The organism is Erwinia sp., assembly GCF_031978025.1.
In the GTDB taxonomy this organism is placed as follows: Bacteria; Pseudomonadota; Gammaproteobacteria; order Enterobacterales; family Enterobacteriaceae; genus Erwinia.
In genome coordinates this window covers 1-21,451 of record NZ_DALZCD010000039.1, presented here as the reverse complement: position 1 = coordinate 21,451, position 21,451 = coordinate 1, and the positions used below count along the sequence as shown (strand labels likewise).

General features: G+C 54.7%; 19 protein-coding genes and 3 pseudogenes. 18 read left to right on the top strand and 4 right to left on the bottom strand.

Annotation, left to right across the window (positions count from 1 at the left end):
• Both RTK32_RS05045 and RTK32_RS05040 read left to right on the top strand, forming a co-directional pair.
• A pseudogene (locus RTK32_RS05045) lies at window positions 1-474 on the top strand (threonine synthase); the annotation flags it as partial.
• 60 nt (window positions 475-534) lie between these two features.
• Complete coding sequence (locus RTK32_RS05040; protein WP_312042399.1) at window positions 535-729, top strand: hypothetical protein; 195 nt, start codon at window positions 535-537, stop codon at window positions 727-729.
• A 385-nt stretch (window positions 730-1,114) separates the two neighbouring features.
• Here the strand turns inward: RTK32_RS05040 and yaaA are convergent, their stop codons facing one another.
• The gene (yaaA, locus tag RTK32_RS05035; RefSeq protein WP_312042398.1) at window positions 1,115-1,891 is read right to left on the bottom strand and encodes a peroxide stress protein YaaA; all 777 of its coding nucleotides are present in this window, start codon (window positions 1,889-1,891) and stop codon (window positions 1,115-1,117) included.
• Between the two features lie 239 nt (window positions 1,892-2,130).
• Here yaaA and tal point away from each other — a divergent pair, with 239 nt between their 5' ends.
• The 8 genes and pseudogenes from tal (at window position 2,131) to RTK32_RS04995 (ending at window position 9,848) form a co-directional block, all read left to right on the top strand.
• Complete coding sequence (gene tal, locus RTK32_RS05030; protein WP_312042397.1) at window positions 2,131-3,084, top strand: transaldolase; 954 nt, start codon at window positions 2,131-2,133, stop codon at window positions 3,082-3,084.
• A gap of 128 nt (window positions 3,085-3,212) precedes the next feature.
• Window positions 3,213-3,800 carry a molybdopterin adenylyltransferase gene (gene mog / locus RTK32_RS05025; protein ID WP_312042396.1) on the top strand — a complete coding sequence of 196 codons (588 nt, stop codon included), beginning with the start codon at window positions 3,213-3,215 and terminating at the stop codon, window positions 3,798-3,800.
• Window positions 3,801-3,914: 114 nt separating this feature from the next.
• Window positions 3,915-5,216, top strand: coding sequence for an MFS transporter (locus tag RTK32_RS05020; RefSeq protein ID WP_312042395.1), 1,302 nt, complete (start codon window positions 3,915-3,917; stop codon window positions 5,214-5,216).
• A gap of 387 nt (window positions 5,217-5,603) precedes the next feature.
• Window positions 5,604-7,517, top strand: a complete 1,914-nt coding sequence (gene dnaK / locus RTK32_RS05015; protein WP_312042394.1) for a molecular chaperone DnaK — start codon at window positions 5,604-5,606, stop codon at window positions 7,515-7,517.
• Between the two features lie 106 nt (window positions 7,518-7,623).
• The gene (dnaJ, locus tag RTK32_RS05010) at window positions 7,624-8,763 is read left to right on the top strand and encodes a molecular chaperone DnaJ (RefSeq protein ID WP_312042393.1); all 1,140 of its coding nucleotides are present in this window, start codon (window positions 7,624-7,626) and stop codon (window positions 8,761-8,763) included.
• 286 nt (window positions 8,764-9,049) lie between these two features.
• Window positions 9,050-9,304, top strand: a pseudogene (locus RTK32_RS05005) (hypothetical protein); the annotation flags it as partial.
• A gap of 38 nt (window positions 9,305-9,342) precedes the next feature.
• Window positions 9,343-9,540, top strand: coding sequence for a hypothetical protein (locus RTK32_RS05000; protein ID WP_312042392.1), 198 nt, complete (start codon window positions 9,343-9,345; stop codon window positions 9,538-9,540).
• Window positions 9,537-9,848 carry a contact-dependent growth inhibition system immunity protein gene (locus RTK32_RS04995; protein ID WP_312042391.1) on the top strand — a complete coding sequence of 104 codons (312 nt, stop codon included), beginning with the start codon at window positions 9,537-9,539 and terminating at the stop codon, window positions 9,846-9,848. The genes RTK32_RS05000 and RTK32_RS04995 overlap by 4 nt, the downstream gene beginning before the upstream one ends.
• 600 nt (window positions 9,849-10,448) lie before the next feature.
• On the opposite strand, the pseudogene RTK32_RS04990 reads toward RTK32_RS04995, so the two are convergent.
• Window positions 10,449-10,607: pseudogene (locus tag RTK32_RS04990) on the bottom strand (DUF4113 domain-containing protein); the annotation flags it as partial.
• On the bottom strand, window positions 10,595-10,861 hold the full coding sequence (locus tag RTK32_RS04985; RefSeq protein WP_312042390.1) for a hypothetical protein: 267 nt from the start codon (window positions 10,859-10,861) through the stop codon (window positions 10,595-10,597). The pseudogene RTK32_RS04990 and the gene RTK32_RS04985, both read right to left, overlap by 13 nt.
• A gap of 364 nt (window positions 10,862-11,225) precedes the next feature.
• Here RTK32_RS04985 and nhaA point away from each other — a divergent pair, with 364 nt between their 5' ends.
• Window positions 11,226-12,386 carry a Na+/H+ antiporter NhaA gene (gene nhaA / locus RTK32_RS04980; RefSeq protein ID WP_312042389.1) on the top strand — a complete coding sequence of 387 codons (1,161 nt, stop codon included), beginning with the start codon at window positions 11,226-11,228 and terminating at the stop codon, window positions 12,384-12,386.
• A gap of 152 nt (window positions 12,387-12,538) precedes the next feature.
• Here nhaA and rpsT read toward each other — a convergent pair whose 3' ends face one another.
• Complete coding sequence (rpsT, locus tag RTK32_RS04975) at window positions 12,539-12,802, bottom strand: 30S ribosomal protein S20 (protein ID WP_125290520.1); 264 nt, start codon at window positions 12,800-12,802, stop codon at window positions 12,539-12,541.
• 306 nt (window positions 12,803-13,108) lie between these two features.
• On the opposite strand from rpsT, the gene ribF reads away from it, so the two are divergent.
• The 7 genes from ribF (at window position 13,109) to RTK32_RS04940 (ending at window position 21,400) form a co-directional block, all read left to right on the top strand.
• A complete protein-coding gene (ribF, locus tag RTK32_RS04970) occupies window positions 13,109-14,047 on the top strand; it encodes a bifunctional riboflavin kinase/FAD synthetase (protein ID WP_312042388.1) in 939 nt (312 codons plus the stop codon).
• Window positions 14,048-14,077: 30 nt separating this feature from the next.
• Complete coding sequence (ileS, locus tag RTK32_RS04965) at window positions 14,078-16,885, top strand: isoleucine--tRNA ligase (protein ID WP_312042387.1); 2,808 nt, start codon at window positions 14,078-14,080, stop codon at window positions 16,883-16,885.
• Window positions 16,885-17,391, top strand: a complete 507-nt coding sequence (lspA, locus tag RTK32_RS04960; protein WP_312042386.1) for a signal peptidase II — start codon at window positions 16,885-16,887, stop codon at window positions 17,389-17,391. Before ileS ends, lspA begins: the two co-directional genes overlap by 1 nt.
• Window positions 17,384-17,854, top strand: a complete 471-nt coding sequence (gene fkpB, locus RTK32_RS04955; protein ID WP_312042385.1) for an FKBP-type peptidyl-prolyl cis-trans isomerase — start codon at window positions 17,384-17,386, stop codon at window positions 17,852-17,854. The genes lspA and fkpB overlap by 8 nt, the downstream gene beginning before the upstream one ends.
• A complete protein-coding gene (gene ispH, locus RTK32_RS04950; RefSeq protein ID WP_312042384.1) occupies window positions 17,835-18,788 on the top strand; it encodes a 4-hydroxy-3-methylbut-2-enyl diphosphate reductase in 954 nt (317 codons plus the stop codon). The genes fkpB and ispH overlap by 20 nt, the downstream gene beginning before the upstream one ends.
• Before the next feature lie 206 nt (window positions 18,789-18,994).
• A complete protein-coding gene (locus tag RTK32_RS04945; RefSeq protein ID WP_312042383.1) occupies window positions 18,995-19,180 on the top strand; it encodes a YegP family protein in 186 nt (61 codons plus the stop codon).
• Window positions 19,181-19,261: 81 nt separating this feature from the next.
• Window positions 19,262-21,400, top strand: coding sequence for a lysine decarboxylase LdcC (locus tag RTK32_RS04940; protein ID WP_312042382.1), 2,139 nt, complete (start codon window positions 19,262-19,264; stop codon window positions 21,398-21,400).
• Window positions 21,401-21,451 lie beyond the last annotated feature (51 nt).

Below are 21,451 nucleotides of genomic sequence, written 5' to 3'. Positions count from 1 at the left end.
GCGGCGACCAACGCCAATGACACCGTGCCGCGCTTCCTGAAGGGCGGAGAGTGGCTGCCGGCCGCGACCGTCTCTACGCTGTCCAATGCCATGGACGTCAGCCAGCCCAACAACTGGCCACGCGTTGAAGAGCTGTTCCGCCGCAAAACCTGGCGCATGACCGACCTGGGCTTTGGCGCAGTCGATGATGAAACCACCCGCGCCACTATGCGCGAGCTGGCGGACCTGGGCTATATCTCCGAGCCGCACGCTGCTATTGCTTATCGCCTGCTGCGCGATCAGCTGCAGGAGGGCGAGTTCGGCCTGTTCCTGGGCACGGCGCATCCGGCCAAGTTCAAAGAGAGTGTGGAAGCGATCCTGGGCCAGACGCTGCCGCTGCCGCAGGAGCTGGCAGACCGGGCAGATCTACCCCTGCTGTCGCACAAGATGGCGGCCGATTTCGCCGAACTGCGCGACTTCCTGCTTTATAAGTAACGTCTGCGGCCCTTATGCGTTAAGGGCCTTTTCCCCTCGGTTATGCCGTCCTTCCGCCGGATGGCTCTTCTACCTGCCTGCAGCGATCCTGAAGCCTGTAACGTGGCTGGCTGCTCTGAAGGCCGCGCGGCTATCGTCCGCTGGCTGCGACTTTTTGCGGCCGGATTCGGCTGTCTGGCGGAGGTGATACTGGCAGGGGAAACGCTTGCCGCGGCTACGGCGACGCGCACTTTACGTGGTGGCTGGCAGAGCTGATTCACCATCTTGTAGGTCAGTCCGAATGCGGCCGCGGTGCCGCCATTGTTTACATAACCACGTGGCGCGTATTCAGGCGGAGCAGGTCGGTTTCAAAAAAAGGCTGCGCCTGCTCATTTGCGCCGAACTGTGCCGTTGTCGTTTACAGCCAGACGCGTGAAGCCGCGGGCAGCGGATTCTGCCATACGGAGGGCAGGGATCGGGGACGGCGTACCAGACCCTCTCATTGATGGTTTTAAGAAGCGCGTGCCGATCCATATTTACCTCGCCGCTGAGTCAGAGAAGCCTTGAGTAGAACGATCGGTAAAGCGGTTTGGCACTATAAAAAAATGTCAGGGTGACAGCCTGGGCAGGCGGCTTTACCGTGCCGCCTGCCCAGCCAGGTTCAGGCGATTTCGTGACGCTTAAAGACCAGCTCGCGCTCGCTGCTTTCGTCAGCCGCAAAAAAGTAGCCGTCCACATCGAACGTTTTCAGCTGTTCCGGCTGCGTCAGGCGGCGGTCGATAATATAACGGCTCATCAGGCCGCGGGCTTTTTTGGCGTAGAAGCTGATGACCTTAAACTTCCCGTTCTTCTCGTCCAGGAAAACCGGCTTGACGATACGGCCGTTCAGCTTTGTCGGTTTGACCGTTTTAAAATATTCATCGGAAGCGAGGTTAATCAGCACGTCGTCGCCCTGTTCCGCCAGCGCCGCGTTCAACGCCTCGGTCAGCCTGTTGCCCCAGAAAGCATAAAGGTCTTTGCCCGCCGGATTCATCAGCCTGGTGCCCATCTCAAGCCGGTAGGGCTGCATCAGATCCAGCGGACGCAGCAGACCGTACAGCCCGGAAAGCATCCGCAGATGGTGCTGGGCAAAGGTAAAATCGTCTTCGCTGAAGGTTTCCGCCTCTAACCCGGTGTAGACATCGCCCTTAAAGGCCAGAATCGCCTGACGTGCGTTATCCGGCGTAAAAGGCGTTTGCCACGCCTGGAAGCGCCCGGCGTTTAAGTCGGCCAGCTTATCGCTGATGCTCATCAGCGAACCGATTTGCGCGGGCGTCAACTCACGCGCTACGTCAATCAGCTTTTTGGCATCGTCCAGCAGCGCGGGCTGCGTAAAGCGGGTGGTCGCCAGAGGGCTGGCGAAATCCAGCGTCTTGGCCGGGGAGATGACCATCAACATGAAAGAATCCTTATCTGATACGCCGTCTGAGGGCAAAAAAAAGCGCAGGCAGTGTAGCAAAAAAGTGCCCTGACACGACAAATCGCTGCTATCGGCCCGGACAAATTCGCTAAAAAAAGGGAGAGATTTAGCACTCAGTGGCCTGCCAGCAAGCTTACCTTGCATGGTCGGTCTCGCGTGATATTATCCGTGACAGACAGTTTCAAGAACCCGATAACTCTTCTGAGAGAATGACAACCATGACGGACAAACTGACTTCCCTACGCCAGCTCACCACCGTTGTTGCCGATACCGGCGACATCGCAGCGATGAAGCTTTATCAACCGCAAGATGCTACCACCAACCCTTCACTGATCCTGAACGCCTCACAGATCCCAGAATACCGTAAGCTGATTGATGAAGCCGTGGCCTGGGCGCGCGATCAGGTCAGCAACAAAGAAGAGCAGATCCAGTACGCGGCCGATATGCTGAACGTTAAAATCGGTCTGGAGATCCTGAAGCTGGTGCCGGGTCGTATCTCTACAGAAGTCGATGCGCGTCTCTCTTACGATACTGAAGGCAGCATTAACAAAGCGCGCGCGCTGATCAAGCTCTACAACGATGCGGGCATCAGCAATGACCGTATCCTGATCAAGCTGGCTTCGACCTGGCAGGGTATTCGTGCCGCCGAACAGCTGGAAAAAGAAGGCATTAACTGTAACCTGACGCTGCTGTTCTCCTTTGCCCAGGCACGCGCCTGTGCTGAAGCGGGCGTATATCTGATTTCTCCTTTTGTGGGGCGTATTCTGGACTGGTACAAAGCCAATACCGATAAAAAAGAATATGCGCCGCATGAAGATCCGGGCGTAGTTTCCGTGTCTGAAATCTATCAGTACTACAAGCAGCACGGTTACGAAACCGTGGTCATGGGCGCAAGCTTCCGTAACGTGGGCGAAATCGTTGAGCTGGCCGGTTGTGACCGCCTGACTATTTCTCCGTCGCTGCTGAAAGAGCTGGCAGAAAGCGAAGGTACGCTGGAGCGTAAGCTTTCTTACACCGGCGAAGTCAAAGCGCGTCCGGCTAAAATGACCGAAGCCGAGTTCCTGTGGGAGCACAACCAGGATCCGATGGCCGTTGATAAGCTGGCGCAGGGCATTCGCAACTTCGCGCTTGATCAGGCCAAGCTGGATAAGATGCTCGCCGAACTGCTGTAATCTCCCTCACGCGGTCGGTTCTCCGGCCGCGTTCTGTACATCAAGCGTGGCAGTGTTTATCCTTCCTTTGTTCCCCTTATCAAACCGCGCCCTTGCTTAACGGCGGCCGGCATCACAGTGACGACACAATGAATACTTTACGCATAGGATTGATCTCCGTTTCCGATCGCGCCGCCAACGGCATTTATCAGGACGAGGGCTTACCGGCGCTGGAAGCCTGGCTCGCTACGGCGCTGGCCACGCCTTTTACCGTAGAAAAAAGGCTGGTGCCCGACGAGCAGCCGATGATTGAGCACGCGATTTGCGAGCTGGTGGACGAGCTGTTTTGTCATCTGGTGCTGACCACGGGCGGTACCGGCCCGGCCAGACGCGACGTGACCCCGGACGCGACGTTAGCCATTGCCGATCGCGAAATGCCGGGCTTTGGCGAGCAGATGCGCCAGATTAGCCTCAATTTTGTGCCAACCGCTATCCTTTCGCGGCAGGTTGGGGTGATCCGTAAGCAGTCGCTGGTCATCAACCTGCCAGGACAACCGAAATCCATCAAAGAAACGCTGGAAGGCCTGAAAGACGCGGAAGGCAAAGCGAAGGTACACGGCATTTTTGCCTGCGTCCCTTACTGCATTCAGCTGTTGGACGGACCCTATGTGGAAACTCACGAGGCAGTAGTAGCAGCATTTCGCCCTAAAAGTGCCAGACGCGAAACAAACAGCTAAAAATTACCGGATTCAGGCATAAAGTTCAGCGCCGCTGGTGTAGCGAAAAATGAACGGTATAGTCATGCAGACTTTACACGTTCTTATTCACTGACTTCTGGCTGCGCGACGATTATGCATAATGACAGCACTCGCCGATTAAACCGGCAGGATTACAAAACGCTCTCTCTGGCTGCCCTTGGGGGCGCGCTGGAGTTCTACGATTTTATCATCTTTGTTTTTTTCGCTGCGGTCATCGGCGAACGTTTTTTTCCCGCTGATATCCCCGACTGGCTACGGCAGCTGCAGACATTTGGCATTTTCGCGGCAGGTTACCTGGCACGCCCGCTTGGCGGCATTATCATGGCGCATTTTGGCGACAGCAGAGGCCGCAAGAAAATGTTCAGCCTGAGTATCCTGCTGATGGCACTGCCGACGCTGGCGATGGGGCTGCTGCCCGATTATGCCTCGCTGGGCGTGGCGGCACCCGTGCTGTTACTGCTGCTGCGCCTGTTGCAGGGCGCGGCTATTGGTGGCGAAGTACCAGGTGCCTGGGTTTTTGTGGCGGAGCACGTACCGGAAAAGCGAATCGGTTTTGCCTGCGGCACGCTGACCGCCGGACTGACCGCGGGCATTTTGCTGGGATCGCTGGTTGCCTCGCTGATTTTTTCCACGCTGTCGACCCGGAGCCTTGCCCAATTCGGCTGGCGTATTCCTTTTTTCCTGGGCGGGGTTTTTGGCCTGATCGCGCTTTATCTACGCCGCTGGCTACATGAAACGCCGGTCTTTATGGAAATGCAGGCGCGCAAGGCGCTGGCGCAGGAGCTGCCGTTAAAAACCATCGTCAAAGCGCATCGTCGCAGCGTGATCGTTTCCATGCTGCTGACCTGGCTGCTTTCTGCCTGTATTGTGGTGGTCATCCTGATGGCGCCCGCGCTGCTGCAAAAAAGCTATGGGCTACCGGCATCGCAAACCTTACAGGCTAACAGCCTGGCAACCATTATGCTGCTTATCGGCTGCGTTCTGGCAGGGGCTGCGGCGGATCGTTTCGGCGCGGGTAAAACGCTGATGGCCGGTAGCCTGCTGCTGGCGGGCGGCAGCGCCTGCTTTTTTAACGTCGCCGCCGTGGCACCGCAGTATCTCTATGCTGCTTATGCACTGGCCGGTCTGTGTGTGGGCGTGGTGGGCATTACGCCTTTTATTATGGTCAAAGCGTTTCCGGCAGATGTGCGCTTCACCGGCATTTCTTTTTCTTATAACGTCGCCTATGCCATTTTTGGTGGCCTGACGCCCGTTTGCGTCACTTTTATGATGAAGCTGACGCCCATGGCCCCGCTCTGGTACGTGCTGAGCCTGTCGACGATGGGCTTTCTGCTGGGCGGCTGGCTGCTGCGTAATGACAAACGACCGCTGTTAAATCAGGTTGGCGTTCGCTAGAACAGCGGCCCCACCATTGCCTGTGGCAGGCTTTCCTTATGCCGACGCTACCTTGCCGGTCGGCAGCGCTCTGCCGCCCGGTTGCGCCAGGTATAAGCCCTGTGCTGTAACAAATATTGACGGGCAGGGCAGCCGATCGCCGCTGTTCTGCAAAGTGCGCTGTATCCTGAAGAGCCGCAGGGCGGGCGACAGCGATCTGCCAGAAAGATAAAAACGAATTTTTTTTTAACTGGCCCCTTGATGCCGGGCGCGCAGGCCCCATCTTATTTGGCATCCAGGGTTATGTAGCGAAAAAAAAGCGTGAGGCCGGGAGTTGAAACGGCAAAAACCGCCCGCATTAAGTGTGCATAACCTGATTTAAAATGAATTTAAGTGGGAGACGTTTAGATGGGCAAGATTATTGGTATTGACTTAGGTACAACAAACTCTTGTGTCGCTATCATGGATGGCGGCAAAGCGCGTGTACTGGAAAATGCGGAAGGCGATCGCACCACCCCTTCCATCATCGCTTACACCCAGGATGGTGAAACGCTGGTTGGTCAGCCTGCTAAACGCCAGGCCGTGACTAACCCACAGAACACCCTGTTTGCTATCAAGCGCCTGATTGGTCGTCGCTTCCAGGACGAAGAAGTTCAGCGTGATATTAAAATTATGCCTTACCAGATTGTCGGCGCCGATAACGGCGACGCCTGGCTGGATGTGAAAGGTCAGAGAATGGCACCACCGCAGATTTCTGCTGAAGTGCTGAAAAAAATGAAGAAAACGGCGGAAGATTACCTGGGCGAACCGGTAACTGAAGCGGTTATCACTGTACCAGCCTACTTTAACGATGCGCAGCGTCAGGCAACGAAAGATGCCGGCCGTATCGCAGGTCTGGACGTAAAACGTATCATCAACGAACCAACCGCAGCCGCGCTGGCTTACGGTATGGACAAAGGCCAGGGCAACCGGACTATCGCGGTTTATGACCTGGGTGGCGGTACGTTCGATATTTCTATCATCGAAATCGATGAAGTTGACGGCGAAAAAACGTTCGAAGTTCTGGCGACCAACGGTGACACTCACCTGGGCGGCGAAGACTTCGATAGCCGTATGATCAACTACCTGGTAGCAGAATTTAAGAAAGATCAGGGCATCGATCTGCACAACGATCCGCTGGCGATGCAGCGTCTGAAAGAAGCGGCAGAAAAAGCGAAAATCGAGCTTTCTTCCGCCCAGCAGACCGACGTTAACCTGCCGTACATCACGGCTGATGCAACAGGTCCTAAACACCTGAACATCAAAGTGACGCGTGCGAAGCTGGAATCGCTGGTAGAAGATCTGGTCAGCCGTTCTATCGAGCCGCTGAAAGTGGCTCTGCAGGATGCGGGTCTGTCTGTTTCTGATATCAACGACGTTATCCTGGTCGGTGGTCAGACTCGTATGCCAATGGTGCAGACGAAGGTTGCTGAGTTCTTTGGTAAAGAGCCACGTAAAGACGTGAACCCGGACGAAGCGGTAGCGGTAGGCGCAGCGGTTCAGGGCGGCGTGCTGGCGGGCGACGTGAAAGACGTGCTGCTGCTGGACGTAACCCCACTTTCCCTGGGTATCGAAACCATGGGTGGCGTGATGACGGCGCTGATTGCCAAGAACACCACTATCCCGACCAAACACAGCCAGGTGTTCTCAACGGCAGAAGACAATCAGTCTGCGGTGACCATTCACGTGGTGCAGGGTGAGCGTAAGCGCGCGGCGGACAACAAGTCGCTGGGTCAGTTTAACCTGGACGGTATTCAGGCAGCACCACGCGGGATGCCACAGATCGAAGTTACCTTCGATATCGACGCCGACGGTATTCTGCATGTTTCTGCAAAAGACAAGAACAGCGGCAAAGAGCAGAAGATCACCATCAAGGCTTCTTCTGGTCTGAACGACGATGAAATCGAAAAAATGGTTCGCGATGCAGAAGCTAACGCCGAAGCTGACCGTAAGTTTGAAGAACTGGTCCAGATCCGCAACCAGGCCGATCATCTGTCGCACAGCACCCGTAAGCAGCTGGACGAAGCGGGCGATAAACTGCCTGCCGATGACAAAGCGCCAATCGAAGCGGCTCTGACCGAGCTGAACACCGCGCTGAAAGGCGAAGACAAAGCGGAAATCGAAGCGAAAATGCAGGCGCTGATGGAAGTGTCCAGCAAGCTGATGGAGTTCGCTCAGCAGCAGCAGGCCGCTGGCGGCGCAGCGGATGCAGCCGACGCTTCCGCGAAGAAAGATGACGACGTGGTCGACGCTGAGTTCGAAGAAGTTAAAGACAAAAAATAATCGCCCTTTAGCGGGCACGGTGGGCCGCAAGGCCCCCCAGTGAAACCTACGGGCGTCGGAGTGTTCTCCACGCCCGTTCACGCATATTGAGGGCAGGATCACCATAATGGCGAAGCAAGACTATTACGAGATTTTGGGCGTTTCGCGATCGGCGGACGAACGCGAAATCAAAAAGGCCTACAAACGCCTGGCGATGAAGCATCACCCCGATCGCAATCCGGGCGACAAAGAATCAGAAGCTAAATTTAAAGAAGTTAAAGAAGCCTACGAAATTCTGACCGATGCGCAGAAGCGTGCGGCTTATGACCAGTACGGTCATGCAGCCTTTGAACAGGGCGGCATGGGCGGCGGCGGCGGGGGTTATGGCGGCGGCGGCGCAGACTTCAGCGATATCTTTGGCGACGTGTTCGGCGATATCTTCGGCGGAGGACGCCGTCAGCAGCGTGCTGCGCGCGGCGCCGATTTGCGCTACAACATGGAGCTGACGCTTGAAGAAGCCGTCCGCGGCGTGTCCAAAGAGATCCGCATCCCTACGCTGGAAGAGTGCGACGTCTGTCACGGCAGCGGCGCCAAAGCGGGTACGCAGCCGCAAACCTGTTCGACCTGTCATGGTCAGGGCCAGGTACAGATGCGTCAGGGCTTTTTCACCGTGCAGCAGGCGTGTCCAACCTGTCACGGTCGGGGCTCCGTTATTAAAGATCCCTGCAACGCCTGTCATGGACATGGCCGCGTAGAGCGTTCTAAAACGCTGTCGGTCAAAATCCCGGCTGGTGTTGACACTGGCGATCGTATCCGCCTTTCCGGCGAAGGCGAAGCGGGCGAGCATGGTGCACCAGCAGGCGATCTTTACGTTCAGGTACAGGTGCGTAAGCACCCTATCTTTGAGCGTGAAGAAAATAACCTGTATTGCGAAGTGCCTATCAACTTTGCGATGGCAGCGCTGGGCGGCGAAATCGAAGTGCCGACGCTGGACGGACGCGTTAAGCTGAAAGTCCCTGCGGAAACGCAGACCGGTAAGCTGTTCCGCATGCGCGGTAAAGGCGTTAAATCCGTGCGCGGCGGCGCGCAGGGCGACCTGCTGTGCCGCGTGGTAGTGGAAACGCCGGTCAGCCTGAGCGAGAAGCAGAAAAGCCTGCTGCGCGAGCTGGAAGAGAGCTTTGGCGGCGTAGGCGGCGAGAAGAACAGCCCGCGGTCGAAAAGCTTTTTCGACGGCGTGAAGAAGTTCTTTGACGATCTGACCCGCTAGGTTAATAGCGTGCAGAATAAAACGGGTGGCTCAGGCCGCCCGTTTTTTTTATTGGTTCAGCGGTGCAAAGGGTTCAGCGCCGGGTGCGCGTTGTGGCGTGCTTCAGCCGTCGCTCCAGCATCGTCATCCGACGGTGTTTCATGGTATCCGCATCAGCCATCGCGACCGTGTTAATCAGCGGAAAGCTCTGGGTATAGAGCTACCGGCCAGTTTGAAGGCTTTGCATACCGCGCTGATACTTCTTCTGGCTCATATAGCGACATAGCCAGAAAGGATACGCCTCAGGTGGATGCCATATTTGCATATGCCGCGCGCCGCTTCCTACATAACGCTGGAGATTACCGGCATTCGTGTGGAGCGGCTGCAGGATATTAGTGAGGCTGACGCTGCTAACGAGGGCGTTCCACCAGCCAACGACCTGTTGCCATTATACCCAGGAACCGACCCGACACCTGAAGGCAACTTCGCTACAGCAATGGTGGCGTTTCAAAGACTGTGGGAATTTATCTACGGCGAGGAAAGCTGGCAGACTAACCCGTGAGTGTGGGTTATTGAGTTTCAGCGCGTGAAGAATCAGTTATGAAAACGATTGATGTTAAATCAGCATTAAGGGCGTGTTTTAGCTCACCTGAATGGGCCATCTTTTTTGAAGTGGCTGATGGTACCGGAGCTAATCAGCGTCGCTGGGCTTATGCCGTCTCGATGAATATGTATCCATCCCGGGTTTTAGAGATTCACAGATATGAAATTTACAGCTTATCAGATGGTGTAAAATGAAAAAAATTAACGTTGATAACCTTGATGGTCTGATCTTTACTTACTTCGGTATGGATTATGAGTTACACGGCCCTGGTGATAGCAATGAGTCGCAGATAGATGCGTGGCTATCTGAAACGCCAGCTGCTTATCAGCAAGGTCTGGTTGATGATATAGAGCATTTTCAGCTTGAATGCGATGATTTAGAAAAAGATTTTGATGAACGTTATGGTTTCGAGTTTTCCCCCGAGTTATGGGGTACGACCATAGAGGGTTTCTTCGATACTTTGAAGTTAAAAGTAGCTGAGTCGCTTTCAAATAAAAATTGATCATGGATGGTTGGATTAAGTATTATAGTCACTCGGAAATAATGCTGAGTGACTATAAATTAAAGACGGCCATTCCAGTGATTTATTACGCTTTTTTAAGCTCGGTGAATAGCGCTCCTTTTACAATGCTTCCAATTATAAATGTCGACAACAGAATAATGATGGATTTTACTGATCCATCAACAAAAAAGTCTGGGATAGGATCACCAGAATGCTGTATGAATGCACCCAGAAAAAAATATGTAATAAATACGTAAATAAACCCAGTCAAACCTATGCGCGATACCCATTCTGAAATTCGATACACCCAGTATTTAAGTGGCATGCTTGCTTTTAGTTTTTTTATTAAAATCGCATCAATTTGATAGGTTGGTGGTTAAAGTTTTGCAAATAACATAGTTGAACCGCCATTTCTTAAATAATTAATAACGGGGTGGAATTACACCCCTCTCATACCAATTGTGCTAACACACTGCTTACATTATCATATGGCTAAAAATGAATTTTATGCATAAGTATATATTATTCAAGGGGTAATTTAGGAGAGGCGCGATAAATTTACCTTTAGCTTCTATGAGCAACAGTAAGCACTAATCAACTCTATTTTACGGTAAGCCAGCTCGGCCAGATTGGTTGTATACGGGGAGAAAGCATTTCACGTTTCATCTGCCGGGAATTATGAGTACCCTGACCCGCAAACCATACTTTGCCAAGCCCCGACTTGTTGATTTGATCCAGCGTTAACATCAGCGCAGCGCTATCATACGCAGAATCAGATCCTGCATCTCCGCTTCGCTCGCAGAATGGAACACATCGTTATCAAGAAAAGATAACACACTGCCCAGCACGGCCTCTTCGATCATGGGGGCCGAGCGAATAACCCCGGACGTTCTCTCACGACGAAGAATGACGCTCTCTTGAGTGCCAGGATATTCCATAACGCGTTTAACGGCTGGCGACTGCTGCGTGAGCGTCGTGACGTTAAACTGCATCGTGATACGGCGTGTCGTCATTCATCATCCTACAGCTGCTGCTCTTCGCCGGCGGTCAGCAGGTGAACCCGGCGCACAACAGCCAGTTCCGGATTCTCAGGAATGTAGACGAAGCCGTTAGGGGACCACGATTCTGCAAAATTCGGCATGTAGCCGGGCTTCCCGCCTGACTATTTTGCGCCGCCGCCTACTCGCCAGTTCCGGTTCGACCACTATGTCATGCCCGTTTTATCCGATTAAGGGCGTTAACAGCGCGATGCGGCACGCCTCGTAAATAATTTCTCCGGCGGCCTTTTTGCCCGATAAACAACCGCCAACCATTTTTCCCGTCGTCAGAAACGCGTATGCTGTCAGGCCGCACGATTGTTTATCAGGAAAGATTGCAATGAAATCCGCGATTAAGCGACTACTGAATAATGAAGCAACCGGCGGCGTGGTATTAATTATCGCTGCCGCTATCGCTATGTACCTGGCCAACTCGGCCGGGACCCAACAAGCCTACCAGTCCATTCTTGCCATGCCGGTCGAATTCCGTTTTGGTTCGTTGGATATCAGCAAAGATTTGCTGTTATGGATCAACGATGCGTTGATGGCCCTGTTTTTTCTGATGATTGGTCTGGAAGTGAAACACGAGCTGGTTTCCGGCTCGCTGGCCACGCGTGAAAGGGCGATGTTCCCTTTGATCGCCGCCATCGGCGGCATGATTGCGCCCGGTGCCATTTTCGCGCTACTCAATCATAACGATCCGCTGGCCGTTCACGGCTGGGCTATCCCTACCGCCACGGATATCGCTTTTGCTTTGGGTATTCTGGCGCTGTTGGGCAGCCGCGTGCCGCCCGCATTGAAAATGTTTTTGATGGCGCTGGCGGTGATTGATGACCTGGGTGCCATTCTGATCATCGCCTTCTTTTATACGCAGGATCTGTCGCTGACTTCGCTTGGCGTGGCCGCCGGAGCCATTATGGTGCTGGCGTTACTGAACAGGCTAGGCGTGCGTAATATCGCCATTTACATGCTTGTAGGGATGGTGCTGTGGGTCGCGGTGCTGAAATCGGGCGTGCACGCCACGCTGGCTGGCGTTATTGTCGGCTTCTTTGTGCCGTTGGAGAAGCAGAACGGCCATTCTCCGGCTATCCATCTGGCGCACGGGCTGGCTCCATGGGTAAGCTGGGTGATCCTGCCGCTGTTTGCTTTTGCCAACGCTGGCGTTTCGCTGAGCGGTGTCTCGCTGGACGGGTTGTTCTCCGCCGTGCCGCTGGGCATCATTTTGGGGTTGTTTATCGGCAAACCGTTGGGCATTACGCTGATTTGCTGGCTGGCCGTCCGGCTACGTCTCGCTGCGCTGCCGGAAAATACGCGGATGCAGGATATTTGTGTCATTGGCGTACTGTGCGGTATTGGCTTTACCATGTCGATCTTTATCGCTTCACTGGCTTTCGATGCGCAGCATGAGGAGATGGTAACGCTGGCGAAGCTGGGTATTCTTACCGGCTCGATTGTTTCTGCACTGATGGGCTACACGCTGCTGCGCATTAAACTACGTTAACCGACGATAACGGCAGGCCGTTGCTTGCCGTTGTCTGTTCCGGCTAAGGCAGGACGATAAAGGCTAACGGAAGGGGCGAGGAGCCAAACGCCGGACATAAAAAAACCTGCCTGGGCAGGTTTCTTTATCAAAGCTGATTAACAGACGGGCGATTAAGCCAGTTTGTTGATCTGAGCAGTCAGGTTTGCTTTATGACGTGCCGCTTTGTTTTTGTGGATCAGGCCTTTAGCTGCCTGACGGTCCACAATAGGCTGCATTTCATTAAATGCAGTCTGCGCAGCTGCTTTATCGCCAGTAGCGATAGCCGCGTATACCTTCTTGATAAAAGTACGCAACATTGAACGACGGCTAGCGTTGTGCTTACGACGCTTCTCAGACGTTACGGCGCGTTTCTTAGCTGATTTGATATTAGCCAAGGTCCAACTCCCAAATAGTTCTATGAGGACAATTCAAAGGCCGAGGAATATGCCTCTTTAGCCCGTGGTTGTCAATGGATTTGTGCAAATAAGCGCCGCTGAAACAACGACACCTGGTTACGTTTCGATGGCGCAAGATTCTACCAGCTTCATGCCGATGAATACAGCTTATTCAAAAGAAAAATGGCAACGCCCACCAGGGACGGCAGAAAAAGCCCGTATTAACGCGGGAAAGGCGCATTCGCAGGTTAACCTTCCTGGCTGTACTTGGTATAATCCGCCGATTTCCACGAACCTGAGCCAGCCATGAAGTTTATCCGCGGCATACATAACCTCCGGGAGCAGCATCGCGGCTGCGTTCTCACCATTGGTAATTTCGATGGCGTGCATCGCGGCCATCAGGCGCTGCTGTCCCGACTGCGCGAAGAAGGGCGTAAACGCAATCTGCCGGTAGTGGTGATGCTGTTCGAACCGCAGCCGCTGGAGCTGTTTGCGGCCGATAAAGCGCCCGCACGGCTGACGCGGCTGCGTGAGAAGCTGCGTTATCTGGACGAGGCGGGCGTGGATGCGGTACTTTGCCTGCGTTTTGACCGCCGCTTTGCCGCCCTGTCGGCACACAGCTTTGTGTCCGATCTGCTGGTCGACAAGCTGGGCGTGCAGCTGCTGGCGGTCGGCGATGATTTCCGCTTTGGCGCTGGTCGCGAAGGGGATTTCCTGTTATTACAGAAAGCGGGCACCGACTACGGGTTTGACGTCATCAGCACCCAGACTTTTTGCGACGACGGCAAGCGCATCAGCAGCACGGCAGTGCGCCAGGCGCTGGCGGAAGACAATTTGCCGCTGGCGGCTACGCTGCTGGGGCATCCCTTCAGCATCTCCGGCCGCGTCGTGCACGGTGACGCGCTGGGCCGCACCATCGGCTTTCCCACGGCTAACCTGCCGCTAAGACGCTACGTTTCGCCCGTAAAAGGCGTTTACGCCGTAGAGGTCCATGGCCTGGGCGATAAGCCGCTGCCCGGCGTCGCCAACATCGGCACGCGTCCCACGGTGGCGGGCATACGCCAGCAGCTGGAAGTGCACCTGCTGGACGTTGCAATTGACCTGTATGGGCGCCATATAGAAGTGGTGCTGTGTGAAAAAATACGAAACGAGCAGCGTTTTACCTCGCTTGACGCGCTCAAAGAGCAAATTGCTAAAGACGTGGTGGCGGCCCGAACTTTTTTTGGGCTGAGCGCACCGGTTTAAACAGAAGCGAAATACGGAATCGAGAATCTGATGAGTGACTATAAATCTACCCTGAATTTGCCGGAAACGGGGTTCCCGATGCGTGGCGATCTGGCCAAACGCGAACCGGGCATGCTGCAGCGTTGGTATGATGACAATCTGTACGGCATCATCCGCGAAGCCAAAAAAGGGAAAAAAACCTTTATCCTGCATGATGGCCCTCCTTACGCGAACGGCAGCATTCATATTGGTCACTCCGTCAACAAGATTCTGAAAGACATTATCGTGAAGTCCAAAGGCATGGCCGGCTTCGATTCGCCTTACGTGCCGGGCTGGGACTGCCACGGTCTGCCTATCGAACACAAAGTCGAACAGATGATTGGCAAGCCGGGCGAGAAGGTCACGGCGGCCGAATTCCGCGAGGCGTGCCGTAACTATGCGGCAGAGCAGGTCGAAGGCCAGAAAAAAGACTTTATCCGTCTTGGCGTGCTGGGCGACTGGGATCGTCCTTACCTGACGATGAATTTCCAGACCGAAGCCAATATCATCCGTGCACTGGGCAAAATTATCGGCAATGGCCATCTGCATAAAGGCGCCAAGCCGGTGCACTGGTGCCTGGACTGTCGTTCTGCGCTGGCGGAAGCGGAAGTTGAATACTACGACAAAACGTCACCTTCCATTGACGTGATGTTCAATGCGGTTGACGCCGACACCGTGCGCGCTAAATTTGGCGTGGACAGCGTAGAAGGCCCGATCTCACTGGTTATCTGGACTACCACGCCGTGGACCATGCCCGCTAACCGCGCTATCTCTCTGCACCCGGAATTTGATTATCAACTGGTGCAGATTGAAGGCCGCGCGCTGATCCTGGCGAAAGATCTGGTTGAAAGCGTGATGAAACGTGCCGGTATCAGCGAATGGCAGGTACTGGGCGAAGCAAAAGGTGAAGCGCTGGAGCTGCAGCCTTTCCGTCATCCTTTCCTCGACATCACTTCTCCGGTCGTGCTGGGCGAGCACGTGACGCTGGAAGCGGGTACTGGTGCGGTGCACACGGCGCCAGGCCACGGCCCGGATGACTATGTTATCGGACAAAAATATGGCATTGAAGCCGCTAACCCGGTCGGCCCTGATGGCCGTTACCTCCCGGGCACCTATCCTACGCTGGATGGCGTAAACGTCTTCAAAGCGAACGATATGATTGTGGCGCTGCTGCGTGAAAAAGGCGCACTGCTGCATGTTGAAAAAATGCTGCACAGCTATCCGCACTGCTGGCGCCACAAAACGCCCATCATTTTCCGCGCCACGCCACAATGGTTCATCAGCATGGATCAGAAAGGCCTGCGCGAGCAGTCGCTGAAAGAAATTAAAGGCGTGCAGTGGATCCCGGACTGGGGTCAGGCGCGCATCGAATCCATGGTGGCCAACCGTCCTGACTGGTGTATTTCACGCCAGCGCACCTGGGGCGTGCCGATGGCGCTGTTTGTACATAAAGAGACCGAACAGCTGCATCCGGATACCCTGGCGCTGATGGAAAAAGTGGCGCAGCGTGTTGAGCAGGATGGCATCCAGGCCTGGTGGGATCTGGACGCGAAAGAGCTGATGGGTGACGACGCGGAAAACTACGACAAAGTGCCGGATACGCTGGATGTGTGGTTCGATTCCGGCTCTACCAGCTACTCAGTTGTGGATGCGCGTCCGGAATTTGAAGGCCATTCACCGGATATGTATCTGGAAGGCTCGGATCAGCATCGCGGCTGGTTTATGTCCTCGCTAATGATTTCCACGGCGATGAAAGGTAAAGCGCCTTATCGTCAGGTGCTGACGCACGGTTTTACCGTGGATGGTCAGGGCCGTAAAATGTCCAAGTCGATCGGCAACACCGTGTCGCCGCAGGACGTAATGAACAAGCTGGGTGGTGATATCCTGCGCCTGTGGGTTGCTTCCACCGACTACTCTGGCGAAATGGCGGTATCGGACGAAATCCTGAAGCGCTCTGCGGATGCCTATCGTCGTATTCGTAATACCGCGCGCTTCCTGCTGGCTAACCTGAACGGCTTCAATCCGGAAACGGATAAGGTCAGCCCGGAAGAGATGGTGGTGCTGGATCGTTGGGCCGTAGGCCGTGCTAAAGCGGCGCAGGATGCTATTGTCGCCTCTTATGACAGCTATGACTTCCACGAAGTGGTGCAGCGTCTGATGCAGTTCTGTTCGATTGAGATGGGGTCCTTCTATCTGGATATCATCAAAGACCGCCAGTACACCGCTAAGGCCGATGGCCTGGCGCGTCGCAGCTGCCAGACCGCGCTCTACTATATTGCGGAAGCGCTGGTACGCTGGATGGCCCCGATCATGTCCTTTACCGCCGATGAGATCTGGAACGAGCTGCCGGGCAAGCGTGAGAAGTATGTCTTTACCGAAGAGTGGTACGACGGACTGTTTACGCTTTCGGAAAGCGAGTCGATGAACGATAGTTTCTGGGCTGAGCTGCTGAAAGTGCGCGGCGAAGTTAACAAAGTGATTGAGCAGGCGCGCGCCGACAAGCGCGTAGGGGGTTCACTGGAAGCTACCGTTACGCTTTACGCTGACGCTGAGCTGGCGCAGAAGTTGACCAGCCTGGGCGACGAGCTGCGCTTTGTGCTGCTGACTTCAGGCGCACAGGTAGCGGATTACGCGCTGGCAACGGACGAAGCGCAGCAGAGCGAGCTGGTAAAAGGCCTGAAGATCGCGCTGCATAAAGCGGAAGGCGAAAAGTGCCCGCGCTGCTGGCATTACGCGACCGATATCGATCGCGAAGCGGAAATCTGCGGTCGCTGCGTCACCAACGTCAGCGGTGCTGGCGAACAGCGTAAGTACGCCTGATGAGACCTTTTCTTTCGACCGGACTGCGCTGGCTGTGGCTGGTGCTGGTAGTGATCGCCATCGACTTCGGCAGCAAGCAGTGGATCATGAATACGCTGATGCTGCACGAGTCGATGTCGGTGATGCCGTTCTTTAACTTTTTCTACGCGCACAACTACGGTGCAGCGTTCAGCTTCCTGGCAGATAAAGGCGGCTGGCAGCGTTGGTTCTTCGCCGCTATTGCGGTGGCCATTGCCGTCGCGCTGATGGTGATGATGTATCGCACCGAAGCCAGCAAGAAGCTGAACAATATCGCTTACGCGCTGATTATTGGCGGCGCGTTGGGCAATCTGTTCGATCGCGCTTACCACGGTTTTGTGGTCGATTTTATCGACTTCTACGTGGGCGACTGGCATTTTGCCACTTTTAATATCGCAGACTGCGGCATCTGTATCGGTGCCGCGCTGATCGTGCTGGAAGGGTTTTTAACGCCCGCCGGCAAAGCGAAAAGGGCAGGGCATGACTGATTCTGTACAGCGCAACAGCGCGGTGCTGGTGCATTTCACCTTAAAACTCGCCGATGGCTCCACGGCGGAGTCAACGCGGGATAACGGCAAGCCAGCGCTGTTCAGCCTGGGTGACGGCAGCCTTTCCGGCGAGCTGGAAGAGCAGCTGCTGGGCCTCGCGCCTGGCGATAAAAAAGCGTTTTCGCTGGGCCCGGATGCCGCATTCGGCCAGGCCAGCCCGGATCTTATCCAGTATTTCTCGCGCCGTGACTTCACGGAAGCGGGCGAGCCGGAAGTGGGTGCCATCATGCTGTTCAGCGGCATGGACGGCAATGAAATGCCGGGCGTGATCCGCGAAATCTCCGGGGACTCTATCACCGTGGACTTCAACCATCCGCTGGCCGGACAAACGATTCATTTTGACGTAGAAGTGCTGGAAATCGATCCGGTACTGGAGGCAAACCATGCAAATCCTGCTGGCTAATCCACGCGGCTTTTGTGCCGGCGTCGATCGCGCCATCAGCATCGTTGAGCGCGCGCTGGAGATGTACGGCGCGCCTATCTACGTGCGGCATGAAGTGGTGCATAACCGTTACGTCGTAAACAGCCTGCGCGAGCGCGGCGCTATCTTCATTGAAGAAATCAGCGAAGTGCCGGATGAGTCGATTTTGATTTTCTCTGCACACGGCGTGTCTCAGGCGGTGCGGGCGGAAGCCAAAGCGCGCAACCTGACCATGCTGTTTGACGCGACCTGCCCGCTGGTGACCAAAGTGCATATGGAAGTCGCGCGCGCCAGCCGTAAAGGAACCGAAGCGATCCTGATTGGCCATGCCGGCCATCCGGAAGTGGAAGGCACTATGGGGCAGTACAGCAACCCGGCTGGCGGCATGTATCTGGTGGAGTCACCTGCGGACGTGTATAAGCTGCAGGTTAAGCACGAGGACAACCTCTGCTTTATGACGCAGACTACGCTTTCGGTGGATGACACTTCCGAAGTGATCGATGCGTTGCGCGACCGCTTCCCGAAGATCGTCGGGCCGCGTAAAGATGATATCTGCTACGCCACCACCAATCGCCAGGAAGCGGTGCGCACGCTGGCAAAGGATGCGGATGTGGTGCTGGTTGTCGGGTCGCGTAACTCTTCCAACTCGAACCGACTGGCCGAGCTGGCGCAGCGCGCGGGCAAACTCGCACGTCTGATCGACTCGGCAGATGATATTCAGGAAGCCTGGATCAAAGACGTCAAGTGCGTAGGCGTGACGGCAGGCGCTTCCGCACCGGATATTCTGGTGCAACAGGTTATTCAGCGCCTGCGCGAGCTGGGCGGTGAAGCTGCAATCGAGCTGATTGGCCGGGAAGAGAATATCGTTTTCGAAGTACCGAAAGAACTGCGCGTGGATGTTAAGCAGGTCAACTGACCGTTAACGCTTCACCCTGCCCGAAGTAAAACGCCTGTTTTGCTTCGGGCTTTTTATTGCCTCCCGTCATGCCTCTTAATGGGTTCTCCTCTCCTCTCGCACGCTGAAAATATCATACAGATCAACTTTTCTAATGATTCGGCTTGATTCCCGCGGGGGAGCTGTTTTTATAGCCCTGGGAACCAAAAAACAAGAGGGAGATAAAGATGGGTCATTACGAAGTCAGAAAATCACACAAGCAGACGGATCAACCCTGGTATTTTGTGCTGGTGGCGAATAATCATGAAATTATTTTCACCAGCGAGATGTATGCCAGCAAACAGGGCGCGCTGAAAGGCATTAAATCCGTTCAGACTAATGCGTCTTCTCAGGAGATACGCGATAAGAGCTGAGCCGTGGCGGAGGCGATTTTTCTGTCTCCGCCGTTCAACTTCGCTATGCTTACTCCTTGCCGTAATTGTAAGGAGTCTGCATTGAATATTATCGCGATTATGGGACCGCACCACGCGTTCTATAAGGATGAACCCATCCGCGAACTGGATGGCGCGCTGGCCGCCCAGGGTTTTCAAACTATTTACCCCAAAGACGCTGGCGATCTGCTCAAGCTGATTGAACACAATCCACGTATTTGTGGCGTGATTTTTGACTGGGATGAGCATGGCGTCGATCTGTGCAGCGAAATAAACCAGCTGAATGAGTATCTGCCGCTCTATGCGTTTATTAATACGCATTCCACCATGGACGTCAGCGTTAACCAGATGCGCATGGCAATCTGGTTTTTTGAATATGGCCTGGGCGCGTCGGAAGATATCGGGCAGCGTATCCGTCAGTACACCGATGAGTATATCGATACCATCACGCCACCGCTGACTAAGGCGCTGTTCACTTACGTGAAAGAAGGGAAATATACCTTCTGTACGCCGGGCCATATGGCGGGCACGGCATTTCAAAAAAGCCCGGTCGGCAGCCTGTTTTATGATTTCTTCGGCGGTAACACCCTGAAAGCAGACGTGTCGATTTCGGTAACGGAACTGGGCTCGCTGCTTGACCATACCGGCCCGCATCTGGAGGCGGAAGAGTATATCGCTCGTACCTTCGGTGCCGAACAAAGCTATATGGTGACCAACGGGACCTCGACCTCTAACAAAATTGTCGGCATGTACGCCGCGCCTTCAGGCAGCACGATGCTTATCGATCGCAACTGCCATAAGTCCTTAACGCACCTGCTGATGATGAGCGATATCGTGCCCATTTGGCTGAAGCCAACGCGTAACGCGCTGGGCATTTTGGGCGGCATTCCTAAACGTGAGTTTACCCGTGAGAGCATTGCGCAAAAGGTAGAGCAGACCGAGCGCGCCAGCTGGCCGGTACACGCCGTTATCACCAACTCCACTTACGATGGGCTGCTTTACAACACCCGCTACATCAAAGAAACGCTGGACGTGCCGTCAATCCACTTTGATTCTGCCTGGGTGCCCTACACCAATTTTCATCCTATATATAACGGGCTGAGCGGCATGAGCGGCGACCGCACGCCGGGGAAAGTGATCTATGAAACCCAGTCCACGCATAAGCTGCTGGCGGCCTTTTCGCAGGCCTCGCTAATTCATATTAAAGGGGAGTACGACGAACAAACCTTTAATGAAGCCTATATGATGCACACCACTACTTCGCCGAACTATTCCATCGTGGCCTCAATAGAAACAGCGGCGGCGATGCTGCGTGGCAATCCGGGCAAGCGCCTGATTAACCGCTCCGTAGAGCGCGCGCTGCACTTTCGTCGGGAAGTCCAGCGGTTGCGGGAAGAGTCCGAAGGCTGGTTCTTCGATATCTGGCAGCCGGAAGGCGTCGATGAACCGCAGTGCTGGCCTATCCAGCCGGGTGAAGAGGACTGGCACGGCTTTAATGATGCCGACGCCGATCATATGTACCTCGATCCGATCAAGGTGACGATCCTGACGCCGGGCATGAGCGAACAGGGTGTGATGGCGGATGAAGGTATCCCGGCGGCGCTGGTAGCAAAATATCTTGATGAGCGCGGCGTGGTGGTAGAAAAAACCGGGCCTTACAATTTATTGTTCCTGTTCAGCATTGGTATTGATAAAACCAAGGCGATGAGCGTGCTGCGTGGTCTGACCGAATTCAAACGCGCTTACGACCTTAATCTGCGGGTTAGAAACATGCTGCCGGATCTCTATGCGCAGGCGCCGGAGTTTTATCGCAATATGCGCATTCAAACGCTGGCCCAGGGTATTCATAACCTGATCCGGGATCACGATCTGCCCAGACTGATGCTTCAGGCCTTCGATAAGCTACCAGAAATGAAACTGACGCCGCACCAGATGTTCCAGCAGCAGGTGAAAGGCAATGTGGAAACGGTAGATCTCAGCAAGTTAGTGGGCCGGGTGTCGGCCAATATGATCTTGCCTTATCCGCCGGGTGTACCGGTAGTCATGCCGGGTGAGATGATCACCGAGGAGAGCCGCGCGGTGCTCGATTTTCTGTTGATGCTTTGCACCATTGGCCGTCACTATCCCGGTTTTGAAACCGATATTCATGGCGCGACCCTGACCGACGAAGGGCAGTATCTGGTACGCGTGCTGAAAGCGTAGTTCCGGAATTGTGCCATTGTCCTGCGCTTCCGGCCTGCGTAAGGTAGCCGG